A 17399-nucleotide genomic window follows, 5' to 3' on the forward strand; every position below is an offset into this window, starting at 1 on the left:
CTTATGAGTGATCACGCGTTGGCTGAACTCGGCACCGAACTCGGCGCGCCGCCGCCCCCGGGCTTCGCGGCGCTCACCCCGGCACAGCTCCAGCTTCTCGCGGGCGCGCTGCGCGCCGAGCGCGCGGCGCAGAACGACGGGCTGGAGGAGGCGGCGGAAAAGGCGTTGCTCCTGGTCCCCGCGCTGGCGCGCGGCCCGGTCCGCAAGATCCTCTTCAAGTGACGGGACGGTGACGACACCTCATGGACGCCCTGCGTAACCGTGCCGAGGCGGAGAAGGTCTCCCGCCTGCTGGGAGTCGACGACGGCTCGTTGGCCTTCCTCAACTCCCTGCCCGCCGACGAACTGCGCCGTTTCCGGGAGCAGACGGTCGCCGCCGTGTTCGACGGCGCCCCCGAGATGCTGGGACGGATCGCGGGCGCGACCAAACTCGTCCCCGCCGCCGTCGCCGCCGCCATCTCACAGAAGGCCCTCGGGCCCCGGCTCGCCGCCGCCGTGGCCGGTCGACTGGAGGGCCATCGCGCCGCGGCCATCATCGAGAAGCTGCCCGTCTCCTTCACCGCCCTCTCCTGCGCGCATCTCGACCCGCGGCGCATACAGGGCATCGTGGACAAGCTGGATGAGGACCTCGTGGTCCGAATAGCCGTCGCCCTGGCCGAGAACGACGACGTCATCACCATGGGCCGGTTCGTAGGACACCTGCGGGACTCCGCGCTCAGCCGCATCATCGGCCTGATCGACGACACGGTGGTGCTCCGCACCGGCTACTACATCGACCAGCCGGACCGGCTCGACCCGATACTCGACCTGCTGGGCGCCGAGCGCCTCGCCGCCGTGATCCGCAGCGCCTCCGGCGGCCTGTGGCTGGAGGCGCTCGCGGTGGCCGGGATGGTCGGCGTGGAGCGGCAGGCCGAGATCGCCGTCCTCACGGCGCGGCAGGACAGGGAATGGCTGGAGGGTCTGGTCCGTGCGACGCACGAGCAGGATCTGTGGCAGGCGCTGCTCCCCCTCGTGGCGCTGCTGGCGGAGGAGGAGCGCAGGGCCGTGGCCACACTGCCCGCGCTGCGGGACGCGCGGGTGCTCGACGGGATCGTGCGCGCGGTGGTCGCCACCGGGCTGTGGTCCGCCTTCCTCCCGCTGGCCACGGCCCTGGCGGAGGACTCCCGCAAGATCGTCGCCGACGCGGCGGCCCGGCTTCCCGCCGAGGACCTGGAAGCGCTGACCCTTGAGGTGCAGAAGCAGGACCTGTGGGAAGCGGTGATTCCGCTCGTCGGGCTGATGGACGACGCGGGGAAGGAACGCCTGATGGCGCTGCCCGCCTTCCAGGACCGGGAAGCCTGACCGGAGGGGTTCGCGGTGATCCCCTTGCAGGCGGGGCTCTTGTGGGCCTTCGCGACCGGCGCCACCTTCGCGTTGTCGGCGGCGCGCCAGCTCCAGCACTGGCGCGCCTTCACCAGCGGCGCCCCGCCCGGCCCTCTGGCCTGGCGGGCGTTGACCAGGACGGCCAGCCCCTATCTGTGCCTGACCGTGCTGTTCACCGCTGGACTGATGGTCCCGAGCGGCCTGTTCCTGCTCTGGCAGAACCCGTCGTGGGCGACCATGCACGCCGCCCCCCGACACGATGACGCCTGGGCGGGTTTCGTCGCCGGGTACGCGGGCGGTGCCGTGGCCGGGGCGGTGCTCGGGTTCCTGCTGGCCCAGGCGCTGTGCCTGCTGGGCGCCGGGTACTGGGCGTTCCTGCTGGCCGTCAGCGGTCACTTCCTGCTCTTCGGCGTGCTCGTCCACGGCTGGGACGGCACGGGCTACCGGCGGTTCCTGAGCACGAACCGCGCCGACCTGGCCCGGTGGCCTGACGACCGCGTCATCAACAACGTGCTGGAGTTCCTGACCTCCGGCACCTTCCTCGCGCTGCTGGTCTTCGGTACGACGGTGCTCGGCACCCTGCTCCTTGTCGAGATCGGCTGGCTCGCCGAAGGCTGGACCCTGCCGGGCGCCGACGTGGACCGCGAGGTGCCGCGCGTCATAGCTGTCGCCATCGCGGCGGCCGGGATCTACGGGCTGCCCCTCGCGGGCGCGGTGATCGCCAGCGTCCTGGTCCACCAGTTCGGATGGCCCGTCGGCCTGGCCGTCTTCGCCGTACTGGCCGGTCCGCTGCTGCTGCACGGCAGGTCGCCGGTGCGCTGGCTGTATCCGCTGGTGGGCATCCCCCGGGCGCCCTGGCGGGCCACCGCCGAACGGGTGAGGGAAGAGCGGCCCGCCGGATGACGTTGGCCCAGTGCGCGGCAACCGGCTTCTGCTGGCTCGGCGAACGTGATCGCTCACAGCGAACAGCCCCTGGGGAACACCAAAGGCATCAGAAGCATTGAGCCTACATAGCTCAACTTGCCTGCCTAAGGGGAGATCATGGCTTCGCTGTCCACACCGCTCACTCTGCCCGTGCTGCCGCTCGACAACGAGGTAGTGCTGCCCGGCATGGTGGTTCCGCTCGACCTGTCCGACGCGGATGTACGAGCCGCCGTGGAGGCGGCACAAGCCGTCGCCCACGAGGAGAGCGACCGCGCCGAAGGCCGCGGTGGCGGGGGCGGCGGAGGCAAGCCGCAGGTGCTGCTCGTCCCGCGGATCGAGGGGACGTACGCCGGGGTGGGCACGCTCGGCACCGTCGAACAGGTCGGCCGCCTCTCCGACGGCGACCCGGGAGCGCTGATCAGGGGCGTGCGCCGCATCCGCGTCGGGGCGGGCACCACGGGCCCGGGCGCGGCGCTCTGGATCGAAGGCACCCTCGTCGAGGAGGCCACCGCCGACGGCGAGGGGGAGATCTCGCCCGGCACGGTCGCCGAGCTGATGAAGGAGTACAAGGCCCTCGCCACCAGCTGGCTGCGCGAGCGCGGCGCCTGGCAGGTCGTGGACCGCGTACAGCAGATCGACGACGTCTCCCAGCTCGCCGACAACTCCGGCTACCTGCCCTTCTTCAGCGTCGCCCAGCGCCTTGAGCTGCTGGAGACCGTCGACCCGGTGGTCCGGCTGAAGCTCGCCATGGGCTGGCTCAGTGAGCATCTCGCCGAGCAGGACGTGGCCGAGTCCATCGCCAAGGACGTCCAGGACGGCGTCGACAAGCAGCAGCGCGAGTTCCTGCTGCGGCGTCAGATGGAGGCCGTACGCAAGGAGCTCGCCGAGCTGAACGGCGACGCTGAGGACGAGTCCGGCGACTACCGGGCCCGCGTGGAGGCCGCTGACCTGCCCGACAAGGTGCGGGAGGCGGCGCTCAAGGAGGTCGACAAGCTGGAGCGCGCGTCCGACCAGAGCCCCGAGGGCGGCTGGATCAGGACGTGGCTGGACACCGTGCTCGAACTGCCGTGGAATGAGCGGACAGAGGACGCGTACGACATCAAGGGCGCGAAGGAAGTCCTCGACGCGGACCACGCGGGGCTGCGGGACGTGAAGGAGCGCATCACCGAGTACCTGGCGGTGCGCAAGCGCCGCGCCGACCGTGGGCTCGGCGTCATCGGCGGCCGCCGGGGCGGAGCAGTGCTCGCCCTCGTCGGCCCGCCCGGCGTCGGAAAGACCTCACTCGGCGAATCGGTGGCGCGCGCCATGGGGCGCGAGTTCGTGCGGGTCGCGCTCGGCGGCGTGCGGGACGAGGCGGAGATCCGTGGCCACAGGCGTACGTACGTCGGCGCGCTGCCTGGCCGGATCGTACGGGCCATCAAGGAGGCCGGTTCGATGAACCCGGTCGTCCTCCTCGACGAGATCGACAAGGTCGGCTCCGATTTCCGGGGCGACCCGGCGGCCGCGCTGCTCGAAGTCCTGGACCCGGCGCAGAACCACACCTTCAGGGACCATTACCTGGAGGTCGAACTGGACCTTTCCGACGTGGTGTTCCTGGCGACCGCCAACGTCCTTGAGGCCATCCCCGAGGCGCTGCTCGACCGCATGGACCTGGTGCGGCTCGACGGCTACACCGAGGACGAGAAGGTCACCATCGCCCGCGACCACCTGCTGCCCCGGCAGCTGGAGCGCGCCGGTCTGGAGCCGGGCGAGGTCGTGCTCCAGGACGAGGCGCTCCGCAAGCTCGCGGGGGAGTACACCCGTGAGGCGGGCGTACGCAACCTGGAACGGGCCGTCGCACGGCTGCTGCGCAAGGTCGCGGCCCAGCACGAACTCGGCGAGCGGGAGCTGCCGTTCACGGTCGGCACCGATGAGCTGCGCCCGCTGATCGGACGGCCGCACCACACCCCCGAGTCCGCCCAGGACCCGGCCGAGCGCCGCACGGCCGTGCCGGGCGTGGTGACCGGTCTCGCCGTCACCGGCGCCGGTGGCGACGTGCTCTTCGTCGAAGCGTCACTGGCCGACCCCGAGACGGGCGGTGCCGGGCTGACGCTGACCGGCCAGCTGGGTGATGTCATGAAGGAGTCCGCGCGGATCGCGCTGTCCTTCCTGCGCTCGCACGGCGCCGAGCTGGAGCTGCCGGTCGCCGACCTCAAGGAACGCGGCGTACACCTGCACGTACCGGCGGGCGCGGTTCCCAAGGACGGCCCGAGCGCGGGCATCACGATGACCACGGCGCTCGCCTCGCTGCTGTCGGGACGCCAGGTGCGTCCGGACGTGGCCATGACCGGTGAGGTGTCGCTGACCGGCCGGGTGCTGCCCATCGGTGGCGTGAAGCAGAAGCTGCTGGCCGCGCACCGGGCCGGGGTGACGACCGTGATCATCCCCAAGCGCAACGAGCCCGACCTGGACGACGTCCCCGCCGAGGTGCTGGACCGGCTCGATGTGCACCCGGTCTCGGACGTACGGCAGGTGCTTGAGCTGGCGCTGACGCCCGCCACGGAGGCGGGCTCCGAGGCCGCCTCCGGTGCCGCCGGCGCGGAGGTTCCGGTCGCGGCGTGACGGGCCGCGGCCGGTCGGGACGGCCCCTCCCCGCTTCGGCGGGAAGGGGCCGTCCCGCTCGCCGGGGCCCCGGCGGCGAGGCGAGGCGCGTTCAGCCGGTCGCGAGGGCCTCCAGCTGCGCGAGAGAGCCGTTGAACCAGTTCTGGTCGCCAGGGAACGTGCCCGAGTCGGCGTACTGCCAGATGGTGTGGGTCTTCCAGCCCGCGGGGAGGGGGCCGGGGCTCTCCGCGTAGCGCGCGATCCACAGCGGGTGGTGCTCGCCGAAGCTGGCGTCGTCGCCGGTGCACTTGGTCCACCAGTTGGTGGAGGTGTAGATCGTCGGATACCGGCCCGTGCGCGCCCGCACCGTGTCGCTGAAGTCCTTGATCCACTTGACCAGCTCGGCCGCGGTGAGGCCGTAGCAGGTGTCGCCGTACGGGTTGTACTCCATGTCGAGCGCGGGCGGCAGCGTCTTGCCGTCCTTGCTCCAGCCGCCACCGTTGTCGACGAAGTAGTCGGCCTGGGCGGCGCCGCTGGAATTGCTGGGCAGGGCGTAGTGATAGGCGCCGCGGATCATGCCGGCGTCGTACGCGCCGCTGTACTGGTGAGGGTAGTCCGGGTTCTTGTAACTGGTGCCCTCGGTGGCCTTGACGTAGGCGAAGCGGGCGCCCTTGTCCCAGGCGGCCTTCCAGTCCACGGTGCCCTGGTGGCTGCTCACATCCATTCCCGCGACCTGTTCGGCACGCGGCTTGTCCGGTTTGTTGCGGAGGACGCCGCCCTCGTGCTCGCGGATCATCGAGCCCGCCCGGTGGTCCTTCGGGTCCGGTTCGGCGGCTCCTGCGGACGCGGTCAGCGGGAGGGTCGTCAGTGCGGCCACGGCGAGGGTCAGCCAGGCCGTGCGGGGGGCGGTACGGCGACGGAGGGAGTTCGGGAACATGGGGGGTGCCTCTCGTCAGAGGAAGTGCGGAGCACGTGCACCGATTCGCGGGAAGAACGCCGGAAGGAGTGCGTGGGGGAGCGCCGGGATGAAGCCGAGGGGAAACGGTGCGGTGGGCCCCTCCTGGGGGAGGAGGAGCCCACGTGCGAAGGGTGGGGGGTTGGTGGTGCGTAAACGGGGACGCCTGCCAGTGGAACGGTTGGCTGGGCGGTCCATGGAATCAGGCAGCGGGAGCAGTTGCCCGGAGCGTGGCCCGGCTCGGCCGCCGGGTTCAGCCGCCTGGCTCAGAGAGCCGCCTCACAGCGGTCCCGTCCTCGCCTCGACCGGGGCGGCGGCTCCCGGCCTGGCCCCGGCTCCGTGGCGGGACCTGGGCTCCGGGTCCGGGAGAGTGGCCTCAGCCGTTGGCGAGTGCCTGGAGCCGGTCGTAGGCGCCGTTGAACTGGTTGTGGTCACCGACGATCGGCCCGGAGGAGGTGTACTGCCACATCGTGTGGAAACCCCACCCCGCCGGGAGTTCTCCCACCGATGAGCCATAGCGCGGAATCCACAGCGGATTGGTGCTGCCGAAGCCCGCGTAGTCGCCCGTGCAGGTCTTCCACCAATTCGTGGAGGTGTAGATCACCGCGTCGCGGCCGGTCCGCGATTTGTAGGTGGTGAAGAAGTCCCGCACCCAGTTGACCATCGCGCCCTGGCTCAGCCCGTAACACGTGGCGCCATACGGGTTGTATTCCAGGTCCAGCGCGCCGGGAAGCGTCTTGCCGTCCCGTGACCAGCCGCCACCGTTGTTGACGAAGTAGTTGGCCTGGGTGGCGCCGCTGGAGACGTTGGGCAGGGCGAAGTGGTAGGCGCCGCGGATCATGCCGACGTTGTACGAGCCGTTGTACTGCTGGGCGAAGTACGGGTTCGTGTACGTGGTGCCCTCGGTGGCCTTGGTGTACGCCCAGCGCACGCCGCTGTTCCACAGGGATGACCAGGCGACGTTGCCCTGGTGGCTGCTGACGTCGACGCCCTCGACGGTGGCGGTGAGTGAGGGAGGTGGCGGGTTGTCGGGGTTACCGCCCTCGTGTTCGAGGATGGTTGAGCCCATCCAGTCGTTCTCCGGATGGGGAATGGGCTGTCCGGCGGCAGCGGCCGTACCGGGGAGCGTGAACGCGAGCGTCATGGCGAGGAAGGCGGCGAGGACCGCGACCACTGCGGTGCGGGAGCGGGGGGAACCGGATCTGTGCACGGGCATGAGCGTGCCTCCGATGGCCTCGGTGGGGGCGTTCCGGCAAGCCCTTGGGGTGGGCATGTCAAAAACGACTCTACGGGCGTAGATGCGTGGGACGGAAGGGGCCCGGGGTGGTGCCGGTGGTCTATTCCTGCAAAATACTGGCGGAGCTGCGGAGACGAACCGCGGCGCAGGAAAACTTTCACGCGCTGAAAGGCCGGAGAGGTGCTGACGTGAACAACACCGGGGTCGGTACACCTGGGGAGGGCGAGGGTCACGTGCGGCTTGACCACGCGTTTTTGGCCCTCGAACGCGAGTTGTCCGTCTTTCTCCGCCGGGCTCGCGCGAATTCGGGCGAAATGGCCCGCCAAGTGCACCCCGATCTGGAACCGGCGGCTTACGGGCTGCTGGTGCGGCTCGGTGACGCGGGTCAGCAGCGGGCCACCGACCTGGCCGCGTACTTCGGGGTGGGCAAGGCGACGATGAGCCGTCAGCTGAGAGCCCTGGAGAGCCTTGGGCTGATCGCCCGCGCCCCCGACCCCGACGACGGGCGGGCCTGGCTGGTGCAGCTGACCGAGGAGGGGCGGAGCCGGTTCACCCGGGTGCGCGACGCGCTGCGCGCCCGCTACGCCCAGCGCCTGGAGGGCTGGGACCGGGCGGAGGTCGCCGAACTCGCCCGGCTGCTGCATCAGCTGAACAGCGGTCACGAGCCGGACCCGGTGACCGGCCAGCCTCCCAGGCCACCAGCCGCCGCCCAGCCGCCGGGCCCCCAGCAGGAGGCCCCCCGTCCTGATGAACCCCGGTCCGGCAGCGAGCCCTGGCCCGGCGAGTCCCGGCCGACCGGCGCTCCCCAGCCGTAGGCGACCCGGGCCTCCGGCGCCCCGGCCTCCGCCTCCGGCCCCCGCCTCGCCCCCCGGCGCCCCGCCCTGCCCCCTGGCCGCCCGGAGTGCCCCGGCCTCCCGCCTGCGCGCCCCGCCTGCGCGCCCCGCCTCCGCGCTCCCGGTGACGGCCGGGGCCCGGCTTGTCAGAGTTCCGCGTAGATCGCGGTCGCGTCGTCGTGGGTCTTGCCGCGTGGGAACGCCTCGCCGAGCGGGTCCGCGTCCTCCGCTGCCCGGACGCGGTCGATCAGCGCCTGCGGGCCCTCCTTGCGCAGCAGCCCGAAGCATTCCTTCCAGTCGCCGTCGCGGAAGATCTCGACCCAGCGCGTCGCCCCGTCGCTCAGCGCGGCCAGCGCCCTGACCTCCGCGCGCGGGGTCGACCCGGTGACCGCGAGGCGCGCCACCGAGGGGTCGGCCGCAGCGGTGAAGAAGCCGCCTTCGGCGTTGCGCAGCGCCTCCACGGCCCGGCCGAACTCCGCGCCCGCCGCCCGCCGCTCCGCCGACCCGTGCGGCAGAGCCCGTACGGCGGCCCGCATTTCGCGCACGGCCTGGGGGAGCTCGTCGAGCCGGGTGTCGAGGACGGGGGTCACCCTGCCGTCGGGTGCCTCGATGAGCAACGCGGAGTCCGAGAGGACCAGATGCTCGACATGCTCCTCATCCCACCGCACCACGACGGCGGTTGCTTGCGGTGTGCGAATGTGAGAAAGGTCACAGGCTGTACGGTGGGCGTCAGCGGTCCGCACGATGGCGTCGGCGAGGCAGTCGGTGAGGGGCATATCCCTGCGCGAACCGGACAGTTCGAGCAGCGCGCCGCCGAGCCGGGCGGTGAACCAGGGGACGTCATGAGAGCAGCCGTAAGGGTCGGGAGGCGGTGTCACGCCGTCGAGCAATACAAGGGCCCCACCCTGCCCCGACGCTGGCAGCGCTATTGACGCGTAGTCCTCGTTGGGGCGTTGGAGGTCTCCGGGAACAGTGGTGAGATCGAGGCGCATGTGGCCAGTCTGCCGGACCGTCACCCCGTCCAGCTGATGAGCGGCAAGCCGGGGGTGCGTTGGCCTGTACCAGGCGCTTCACGGTGGTTTTGGCGAGGTGAAATCGGGGTGAACTGGCCACCTGCGCAACTGCGGGCGGGCATCCTGCCAGGACGCGGAAGTCTTTTCCAGCTGGCCAGGGTCAGCACGCGACTGCGGCCCGTGCTGGAAGTTGATGGTCAACTTCCGATTGATGTTCACTCGTTCGAGTGGCCGGGGAGTCGATGGGCACCTGCCGCACAGCGGTACTGGAAAGGTCGGTTTCCGTACCAGGAGTGGGGTCAAGTGCGAGGTCAGGCAGCCGGGCACGCGGCCAAACCATCGCGAAACTGTCGTCACCTCCTGGAATCACGGCGGGTCGGGCGAGAGAAGAATGTGGGCACCGGTGCGGAAGAGACGGCTTCGGGGCAGCAAGCGCGAGCGAGTCGAGCAGGACGCCGCGCCGGGGCGCCGCACACATGTGCGTAACCGGCTCGTCGCGTCCGTGGCCGTCGTCGCCATCACCGTTCTCGCGGCGGGCGCCCCCGTCATCACCTCGGCCGCCGGTGAGGCGAACGACGCCCAGCGGCTCGTGGACCGGGCCGAGACCAGCACCACCGCCGTCGCCCTCGCCCATTCGCTGTCCGACGAACGCGACGTCATGACCGAGTTCGTGGCGACCGGGCGCTCCACCGCCTCCGGCGCCGGTGTCTCGGAGAACATGCGAGGCCGGGTCGACCGGCAGGTCGCGGAGTTGCGGCGGGCCGCCGCCAACAGCCCCGACGCCTTCGCGGACGCCACCAAACATCTCAAGGCGCTTCCCGAGGTGCGCCAGCGCGCGCTGTCGGGACCGGGCTCGCCCCTCGACACCTTCGAGGCGTACTCGGAGACCGTCCAGGCGCTGCACCGCGCCGCCGACTCCATCGACCCCGACTCCCTCGGCCCGCTCGGCCGCGCCGTCGAGGAGGCGTCGGCCACCCGTGGCCTGCTGCTCGGTGGCCTCACCGCCGATGGGGACCACGGCGGCCTGACCGCCGGGGCCCAGCGGACCAACGTCCGCGAACAGGCCGCGCTCGCCGACTTCGAGCAGACCGCCCCGCGCGCCGACCGCGACCGCTACAGCCGCACCGTGAACGGCACGGAGGTGAGCGCCGCCGAGCACTACCTCGCCCGCCTCACCGACCAGCCCCGGCTCTCCAGCCGCGATCTGGCCCTGGACGGCAAGCGGGTGGGCGCGGCGCTCTCCGCCCGCATCGACCGGATGCGGGGCGTCGAGGCGTCACTGACGACGAGTGAGCTGGCGCGGCTGGAGCAGGCACGCGACGACAAGGTCACCGCCCTGGAAGTACGGGCCGCGCTCATCGCTGGATGCCTGCTGCTGGCCGTCGCCGTCAGCGTGCACTCCGCCCGCTCGATGACCCGGCCACTGGCCGCCCTGCGGCAGGGCGCGAGCAGGCTGGCCGGTGACCCCGCCAGCACCGAGCCCGCCGCCCTCAGGGGACGGGACCAGGCGCGCGGCGACGAGTTCGCCGACGTCGTACGGGCCGTCAACGCGCTGCACCAGGGCGCGGGCAGTCAGCGCGCCCGCGTGGCGAAGCTCGCGGCGGAGCGCGGCCACCTGCTGGAGGAGCGCCGGCGGCTGACGGACCAGGTCGCCGAAGCGCGGCAGGAGCAGGCGGAGCTGCGGCAGCAGAAGGAGGAGGTCGAGACGCGGCTGAACGGCCTGCGGGAGCGGGTGCACAGCAGCTTCGTCAACCTCGCGCTGCGCAATCTCGGCCTCGTGGAGCGGCAACTGGCCGTCATCGAGAGCATGGAGGAGAACGAGCAGGACCCGGACCAGCTCGACATCCTCTTCACCCTCGACCACCTGGCCACCGGCATGCGCAGGTACAGCGAGAACCTGCTGGTCATCGCGGGTTCCGAGCGCCAGTCCAGCCACCCGGGACCGGTGCCGCTGCTGGACGTGCTGCGCGCCGCGATCAGCGAGGTCGAGCGGTATCAGCGCATCCGTGTCCAGTCGTTGCCGCCGCATGCGCAGGTCGCGGGGTTCGCGGCTGACAGCGTCAGCCACCTGGTCGCCGAACTGCTGGAGAACGCCACCGTGTTCTCGCCGCCCGGCACCGAGGTGCATGTCTCCGGCTGGCTGCTGGAGAGCGGCGAGGTCATGCTCTCCGTGCAGGACGAGGGCATCGGCATGACCCCGGAGCGCTTCGACGAGCTGAACGAGCGGCTGGCCGACCCGGTCCCCGAGTACTGCCAGGGCCCGCAGCCGGAAGACCCGCTGGGGCTCGGTCTGTACGTGGTGACCCGGCTGGCCGCCCGGCACGGTGTGCGGGTCCAGTTGCGTGAGCAGAAGCAGGGCGGGGTCACCGCCGTCGTCGTGCTTCCCCAGGCCATCCTTCCGACCGGCTCGTCGGCCGCCGGCGCGGCGCACGCGTTCGCGCCGGGGCACGATCCCGACTGGCCGGTGGGCGGCGGCCCGAGCCTGCCGGGCTCCGAGGCAGAGGCGAACTCACATGCGCTGCCGGGGCACACCCGGAGCGGGAGGCCGGTCGCGCCGTACGCGAGGACGGTCACCGGGACCGGCGCGACGGGCGTCGCGGCGAACAGGGCAGGGACGGGCGCGACCGCCGCAGCCGGGCCCCGGATCACGGACGCCGACGCCGGGGCGCCGCTCTCGGACGCCGGGAGCGCGACCCTGGGCGGCGGGGCGCTCGGGCCGGGGCCGGAGGCCAAGGCAGCGGCCGCCGGACCCGGTCGCCACGCGGAGCCGTCGTTGCCCGGCGGCCACGAGCACCCGGAGCCCCAGCTCGGCGCGCACGGCACGGCGGCCACCGGCCCAGCCGTCCCGGGGCGCGTCCCGGCGCGCACGCCTCAGTACCGCCCCGCTCCCGGTCTTGAGCTCGGTGACGAGCCCGACCCGATGGTCGTGGCCGCCGAGCGGACGATCCAGCTGGCCGTCATCGCCGACGCGGACGCCGCGTCCCCCGCTCTCCCGGCCCAGGGCCGCCCGGACGACGAGCGCTCGTCCGCCCCAGGAGACGCGCGGCCGCTCGAAGGCGGACCCCATACGGACAAGGGCCTGCCCAAGCGGACCCCTAAGATCATCGCACCGCGTAAACCGGCGGTGCGGGAGCGCGGCAAGGTGGACGCCGACGCGTTGCGCCGTCGGCTCGGCGGCTTCCAGCGGGGCGCACGGCACGGCCGCCTGGACGCCGAGGCGGAGATCGCCGGCCAGCTCGCCGCCCAGCAGCAGGAGGACCCGCTTCAGAACCGGCGACCAGAGCGGCAGCAAGGCGAGCCACAGGACTGGCAGCAGATCCAGCCGCAGGAGCGGCGACAGAGCCGGCCACAGGACAACCAGCCACAGGACAACCAGCCACAGGACCAGCCACAGGACCAGCAGTGGACGCGGCAGCAGCCGCCCACACAGCCGCAGCCGCAGCACACGCGGTACGGGGATCAGCAGCAGACGCAGCATCAAGCGGGGGCGCTAGACGAGGGTGAAACCGTCGAGGAGGCACACAGTTGACCGCAATCTTCCGGGGGGCGACCCCCGGGTCTCCGGCCAGAACCAGCGCCAACGCCTACGGGCTGAGCAACGAGGCGCGCAATCTGCACTGGTTGCTGACGAACCTGGTGGAGGAGGTGTCGGACATCCACTCGGTGGCCGTGGTCTCCTCCGACGGCCTGCTGCTGCTCTCCTCCGACCCGGACGGGACCGCGGCCGCCGCCATGCCCGCGCGGCCGGTGGTGGGGCAGGACGGGCCGAAGGGCTCAAGCGCCGACCTCGCCACGATCGTCTCGGGCCTCGGCAGCCTCACGCTGGGCGCGGCCAGGCTGATGGACGGCGGTTCCGTCAAACAGACGATGGTCGCGATGGACGACGGCAGTCTGTTCGTGATGTCGATCAGCGATGGTTCGCTGCTCGGCGTGCACGCCGCCCCCGACTGCGACATGACCGTGGTGGCGTACCACATGGCGCTGTTCGTCGGCCGTGCCGGCCACGTGCTGACCCCCGAACTGCGCAGCGAGCTGCGCAAGTCGGTGGAGTCGGCCCGGTGACTGTCGCTTCCCGGCTGCCTCGGCGCAAGCCGTCAAGAGTGCGCCCGTACTCGCTCACCGGCGGCCGCACCCGGTTCGGCCATGTGCTGCTCGTGGAAACGTTTGTGGCGGCGCTCGAAGCCCCCGACGAGCGCCGGGAGCTGGCGTCGGGCGGACTGAACGCCCGGGTCGTGCCGGAGGTCCGGGCCATCGTCGAGCTGTGCCGCCGGATGCGCTCGGTCGCCGAGGTGGCCGCATTACTCAAGATGCCGCTGGGGGTGGTCCGCGTACTGCTCAGCGACTTGGCAGACCAGGGAAAGATCCGCGTCTACGGCACGGGGCGCGGCCCCGGGCAGCCGGACCGCGCGCTGCTCGAAAGGGTTCTGGGTGGACTCCGCAGGCTTTGAGACGATGACGGCGATACCGGCCGTCGGCGGGGCTTGCGCTGCCCCGGCCGAGGACGCTGCCGCCGCTGAGGCCGAAGCGCTGGCTGAGGAAGGGCTGCAGGACTGGCAGTTGGACCATACGCGCGCCCCCATCGCGACGAAGATCGTGGTGGCGGGCGGTTTCGGCGTGGGCAAGACGACGTTCGTCGGGTCGGTCTCGGAGATCACTCCGTTGCAGACCGAGGCGTTGATGACGCAGGCCAGCGAGGACATTGACGACCTCGCGGCGATCCCGCAGAAGATGTCGACCACGGTCGCGATGGACTTCGGCCGCGTCACCCTCGAATCGGACCTGGTGCTGTATCTCTTCGGCACCCCGGGTCAGCAGCGCTTCTGGTTCATGTGGGACGACCTGGTGCGAGGCGCGATCGGCGCGGTGGTGATGGCCGACACCCGCCGACTGGAGGACTGCTGGCCCGCTCTCGACTACTTCGAGAGCGGCGGGCTTCCGTACGTGGTGGCCGTCAACCACTTCGAGGGGACCCGCGAGTACGCCGAGGAGGACGTGCGCGAGGCGCTGTCCGTGCCGCCGCACGTACCCGTAGTGATCATGGACGCGCGGCGCAGGGTCACAGTTGTCGACTCACTGCTGGCCCTCGTCGCCTGCGCACTTGACGTCACACCCGAGTGACGTAGCGTCTGCCCCGGCCGAGAGGAACATGAGGTTCCTCTTTTTGATGTTGGCCGAAACTGTCCTGTGCCGCTGTGAGAAGAGAGCTCTGTCATGCGGAAGATACTCATCGTCGGGGCCGGTCAGTCCGGCCTCCAGCTCGCCCTCGGCCTGCAGTCCCAGGGGTACGAGGTCACCTTGATGTCCAACCGCACGGCCGATGAGATCCGCACCGGGCGGGTGATGTCCACCCAGTGCATGTTCCACACGGCCCTTCAGCACGAGCGCGACGTCAAGGTCAACTTCTGGGAGAATCAGGCACCCAAGATCGAGGGCATAGGCGTCTCCGTCGCCGGGCCGCCCGACGCGGAGACCGGGTCGTCCACGCGTCTGATCGACTGGGTCGGCAAACTCGACGGCTACGCCCAGTCCGTCGACCAGCGGCTGAAGATGGCGGGCTGGATGGAGACGTTCGCCCAGCGCGGTGGCCAGGTCGTCATCCACGGCGCCGCCGTCTCCGACCTCGACTACCTCTCCCGCGCCTACGACCTGGTGCTGGTCGCCGCGGGCAAGGGCGAGCTGGTGTCGATGTTCGGCCGTGACGCGGCCCGCTCCCCGTACGACACCCCGCAGCGGGCGCTGGCCGTCGCCTACGTCCACGGGATGGAACCGCGCCCGGAGCACCCCGACTACGACGCGGTGCGCTGCAACCTGGCCCCCGGCGTGGGCGAGCTGTTCGTGATGCCGACGCTGACCGGGTCCGGGCGCGCCGACATCCTCTTCTGGGAGGGCATACCGGGTGGCCCGCTCGATGTCTTCCAGGGCATCAAGGACCCGAACGAGCACCTGGCGGTGACCCTGGGGCTGCTGGAGAAGTTCACGCCGTGGGAGTACGCCAGGTCGACCAAGGTCGAGCTGACCGACGCGGGCGGCACCCTCGCCGGGCGCTACGCACCGACCGTGCGGCACCCGATCGGGCGGCTGCCATCGGGCGGCGCGGTGCTCGGTGTCGCCGACGTCGTGGTCGCCAACGACCCGATCACCGGGCAGGGTTCCAACTCGGCGAGCAAGTGCGCGGCCTCGTATCTGGCCTCCATCATCGACCGCGGTGACCAGCCGTTCGACGAGGAGTGGATGCAGGCGGCCTTCGACCGCTACTGGGCGACGGCGCGGCACGTCACCAAGTGGACGAACACGATGCTGGCCCCGCCACCGGAGCACGTCCTCACCATGTTCGGCGCCGCGGGCCGGCTCCAGCCGGTGGCCGACCGGTTCGCGAACGGCTTCAACGACCCGGCCGACTTCGAGAACTTCTTCTATGAGCCGGAGAAGACCCAGGCGTACCTGGCCTCGGTCGCCGGTGCCTGATGGGGTTCTGACCAGCCGTCCAACCGTGGTTGTCGGTCGTCATCGGACGGCCCGCAGACGGCCCGGACGGGCCTGCTATCGCTAGCGGCCGGGCCTGCTATCGCTAGCAGGCCCGATAGCGGCCGGAACAGGCCGTGAGCTGGGTGTTAGCGGATAGCGGCTCGTGTGAGCGACCTGCCGGTTTCGGGTTTCCTGGGGTGCGGGCGCCCGCACGGGGCCGCTATCAGTGGCGCTGCATCAGGGCATCGGCGTGGCGACATGACATGCGACACCGGACGTGTTCGCGAGAGACGTCGCGCACGGTGACGGGGAGGCGGCCGGGGAGACGGGGAGAACTCCCCAACCGCCTCCCCGGCCCTGCCTCCCCCACCTGACCAGCGAGCAACCGCGTTCGGGGAGGCGGGGAGGCAGCTTCGCAACCCGCCCCGAAGCCTCTGGAAACGGTATGTCGGGGCATCCCGTTGCCTCCGTCCCTGCACACACAGTGACCAACACAGCCAGGGTTGTGCTCTGCCCTCAGGGCGTGAAGAAGGAGCCGCTTCGCGGCGCGACCATCGCAGGGCGGCGCCGCCGCCGAACAGCGCGAAGAGCACGCTCGGCCGCGGTGCTCTTCTTGCTTGTGCGGGCGAGCGGGTGCCGCTGTCGTCCCCGGCCGTGTGGCGGTGCCTGCCCACGAGCCACGTGGGCGGGGCAACCGTGGGCAGCCGCCGTACCCCCCTGCCCCGCCCACGTGGTCGCTCTTGGCTCTTCAGGGGAGGGAGCCGACGGGAGTCTCTCCACCTGAAGAGCCGTCCTTGACCGCAGTCGAGTGGTGGCCGGTACTGGACGACTACACCACTCTTTTGTAGAGATAAGAGGAAACTAGCGTCGGCAGCGTCCGCACGAGCGACGCGACCCCCTCTGATCTGCGGCGACACTGCGGACGCTAAGCACGAACCCTCAGCGTCCGCAGCGTCCGGCAACAGCGCGCGACCCGCCGACTACACAGGTGCGCTGACCTGCCCAAACGCAGAGCACGACGGTCGGAGAAGTGCGGACGCTAGAGCCACACACCCTCTTCGGAAGACTGCTTTACCACGAGGGGGACCGGTGTGCTTCAGCCGCACAGTCCGACAGTCGCTCGCGCACGGACCGAAGAGACCACCACGCCGCGCGGCCGGGTGGTCTCTTCGCCTCGCGACAAGCGGCAGCTGTCAGGCACGCCCGGCCACCACCGGCCGCGTCCGCTCGCGGGCGCCTGATGTTGAGCGCGGCCGGAGGCCGCTCGTTCTCAGAGTTTGGGTCGAACTGGCTCTGGCAGCTGATCGGCCCAAGCTTGCAGGACTGCCGTCGCTTGAGTCTGCAACGCACCTTGCGCAACGTCTTCACGCAATGAGCGGCGGCCGGTTGGATAAGCGACCTCGCGGTATAGCTGCAAGTCCTCGAAGCCATTCATAGCCACGTCGTGGCTCGTCGCCCCGAAGACCAGCCGTGGCAGACGAGCCCAGTAACACGCGACAAGGCACATGGGACACGGCTCGCTACTCGCGTACATAACGGCATCTTCGAATAGATGTCGCTGCATTGCCTGTCCGGCTTTGCGTAGCGCCATAACCTCAGCATGCGCAGTTGGATCACGTAGCTCCACGACACTGCTAGTGCCTTCACTAACTATCTTATCGCCGATAACCAGGATGGCCCCAAACGGGGTTTTCCCTTTATCTTCGAGGGCGCTACGAGATAGCTCGATGGCGCGTCGCAGGAATTCTCGATCCCTCGTGCTGAGCGATCCGGACATGCGTCTACCTCTCTGCCTACGTCAGTTGAATACACGTCACTGAAGGGCCACCCTTCAGGGACACGAAGCGCACCAGTCACGCTAGGTGTCCCCTGTCGAGAGGCGTCAGGAACGAGGCTTGCCCGTTCCGCTGGTGTGCACCAGACAAGTGGGGGTGCGTACGAGGCATGGGGCTTTAGGGGTCCTTTCGGAATGCTGGGTGCTTGCGGGCGAGGGTCATGCAGTGGGCAAGCTGGAGGAAGGCGTCGTGCATG

The 17399-nt window shown here is 70.7% G+C and carries 13 protein-coding genes and 1 pseudogene; 10 read left to right on the forward strand and 4 right to left on the reverse strand.

The window, feature by feature from the left end; genetic code table 11:
* Window positions 1–3 precede the first annotated feature (3 nt).
* The 4 genes from AC5P1B_RS15290 (at window position 4) to lon (ending at window position 4886) form a co-directional block, all read left to right on the forward strand.
* On the forward strand, window positions 4–222 hold the full coding sequence (locus AC5P1B_RS15290) for a hypothetical protein (RefSeq protein WP_493887629.1): 219 nt from the start codon (window positions 4–6) through the stop codon (window positions 220–222).
* Between the two features lie 20 nt (window positions 223–242).
* Window positions 243–1340, forward strand: a complete 1098-nt coding sequence (locus tag AC5P1B_RS15295) for a hypothetical protein (RefSeq protein WP_493887630.1) — start codon at window positions 243–245, stop codon at window positions 1338–1340.
* A 15-nt stretch (window positions 1341–1355) separates the two neighbouring features.
* Window positions 1356–2264, forward strand: coding sequence for a hypothetical protein (locus AC5P1B_RS15300; protein WP_493887631.1), 909 nt, complete (start codon window positions 1356–1358; stop codon window positions 2262–2264).
* Window positions 2265–2402: 138 nt separating this feature from the next.
* Window positions 2403–4886: an endopeptidase La gene (lon, locus tag AC5P1B_RS15305; RefSeq protein WP_493887632.1), complete on the forward strand. Its 2484-nt coding sequence runs from the start codon at window positions 2403–2405 to the stop codon at window positions 4884–4886.
* A 91-nt stretch (window positions 4887–4977) separates the two neighbouring features.
* Here the strand turns inward: lon and AC5P1B_RS15310 are convergent, their stop codons facing one another.
* Together AC5P1B_RS15310 and AC5P1B_RS15315 are read right to left on the reverse strand one after the other, a co-directional pair.
* On the reverse strand, window positions 4978–5802 hold the full coding sequence (locus tag AC5P1B_RS15310) for a lysozyme (RefSeq protein WP_493887633.1): 825 nt from the start codon (window positions 5800–5802) through the stop codon (window positions 4978–4980).
* 394 nt (window positions 5803–6196) lie between these two features.
* On the reverse strand, window positions 6197–7036 hold the full coding sequence (locus tag AC5P1B_RS15315; RefSeq protein ID WP_493887635.1) for a lysozyme: 840 nt from the start codon (window positions 7034–7036) through the stop codon (window positions 6197–6199).
* 209 nt (window positions 7037–7245) lie between these two features.
* Between AC5P1B_RS15315 and AC5P1B_RS15320 the strand changes: the two are divergent.
* A pseudogene (locus AC5P1B_RS15320) lies at window positions 7246–7722 on the forward strand (MarR family winged helix-turn-helix transcriptional regulator); the annotation flags it as partial.
* A 314-nt stretch (window positions 7723–8036) separates the two neighbouring features.
* On the opposite strand, the gene AC5P1B_RS15325 reads toward AC5P1B_RS15320, so the two are convergent.
* A complete protein-coding gene (locus AC5P1B_RS15325; RefSeq protein WP_493887637.1) occupies window positions 8037–8882 on the reverse strand; it encodes a hypothetical protein in 846 nt (281 codons plus the stop codon).
* A gap of 424 nt (window positions 8883–9306) precedes the next feature.
* Between AC5P1B_RS15325 and AC5P1B_RS15330 the strand changes: the two genes are divergently transcribed.
* The 5 genes from AC5P1B_RS15330 to AC5P1B_RS15350 all read left to right on the forward strand — a co-directional run bounded on the left by AC5P1B_RS15330 (window position 9307) and on the right by AC5P1B_RS15350 (window position 15368).
* The gene (locus AC5P1B_RS15330) at window positions 9307–12432 is read left to right on the forward strand and encodes a sensor histidine kinase (protein WP_493887638.1); all 3126 of its coding nucleotides are present in this window, start codon (window positions 9307–9309) and stop codon (window positions 12430–12432) included.
* Window positions 12429–12965, forward strand: a complete 537-nt coding sequence (locus tag AC5P1B_RS15335) for a roadblock/LC7 domain-containing protein (protein ID WP_493887639.1) — start codon at window positions 12429–12431, stop codon at window positions 12963–12965. Before AC5P1B_RS15330 ends, AC5P1B_RS15335 begins: the two co-directional genes overlap by 4 nt.
* Window positions 12962–13351 carry a DUF742 domain-containing protein gene (locus AC5P1B_RS15340; RefSeq protein WP_493887640.1) on the forward strand — a complete coding sequence of 130 codons (390 nt, stop codon included), beginning with the start codon at window positions 12962–12964 and terminating at the stop codon, window positions 13349–13351. The genes AC5P1B_RS15335 and AC5P1B_RS15340 overlap by 4 nt, the downstream gene beginning before the upstream one ends.
* 4 nt (window positions 13352–13355) lie before the next feature.
* Window positions 13356–14021, forward strand: coding sequence for a GTP-binding protein (locus AC5P1B_RS15345; protein WP_493887641.1), 666 nt, complete (start codon window positions 13356–13358; stop codon window positions 14019–14021).
* Window positions 14022–14114: 93 nt separating this feature from the next.
* The gene (locus tag AC5P1B_RS15350; RefSeq protein ID WP_493887642.1) at window positions 14115–15368 is read left to right on the forward strand and encodes a styrene monooxygenase/indole monooxygenase family protein; all 1254 of its coding nucleotides are present in this window, start codon (window positions 14115–14117) and stop codon (window positions 15366–15368) included.
* Window positions 15369–16638: 1270 nt separating this feature from the next.
* Here the strand turns inward: AC5P1B_RS15350 and AC5P1B_RS15355 are convergent.
* Window positions 16639–17145: a nucleoside deaminase gene (locus AC5P1B_RS15355; RefSeq protein WP_493887643.1), complete on the reverse strand. Its 507-nt coding sequence runs from the start codon at window positions 17143–17145 to the stop codon at window positions 16639–16641.
* Between the last annotated feature and the right edge of the window lie 254 nt (window positions 17146–17399).

The organism is Streptomyces sp. A01, from assembly GCF_059026195.1.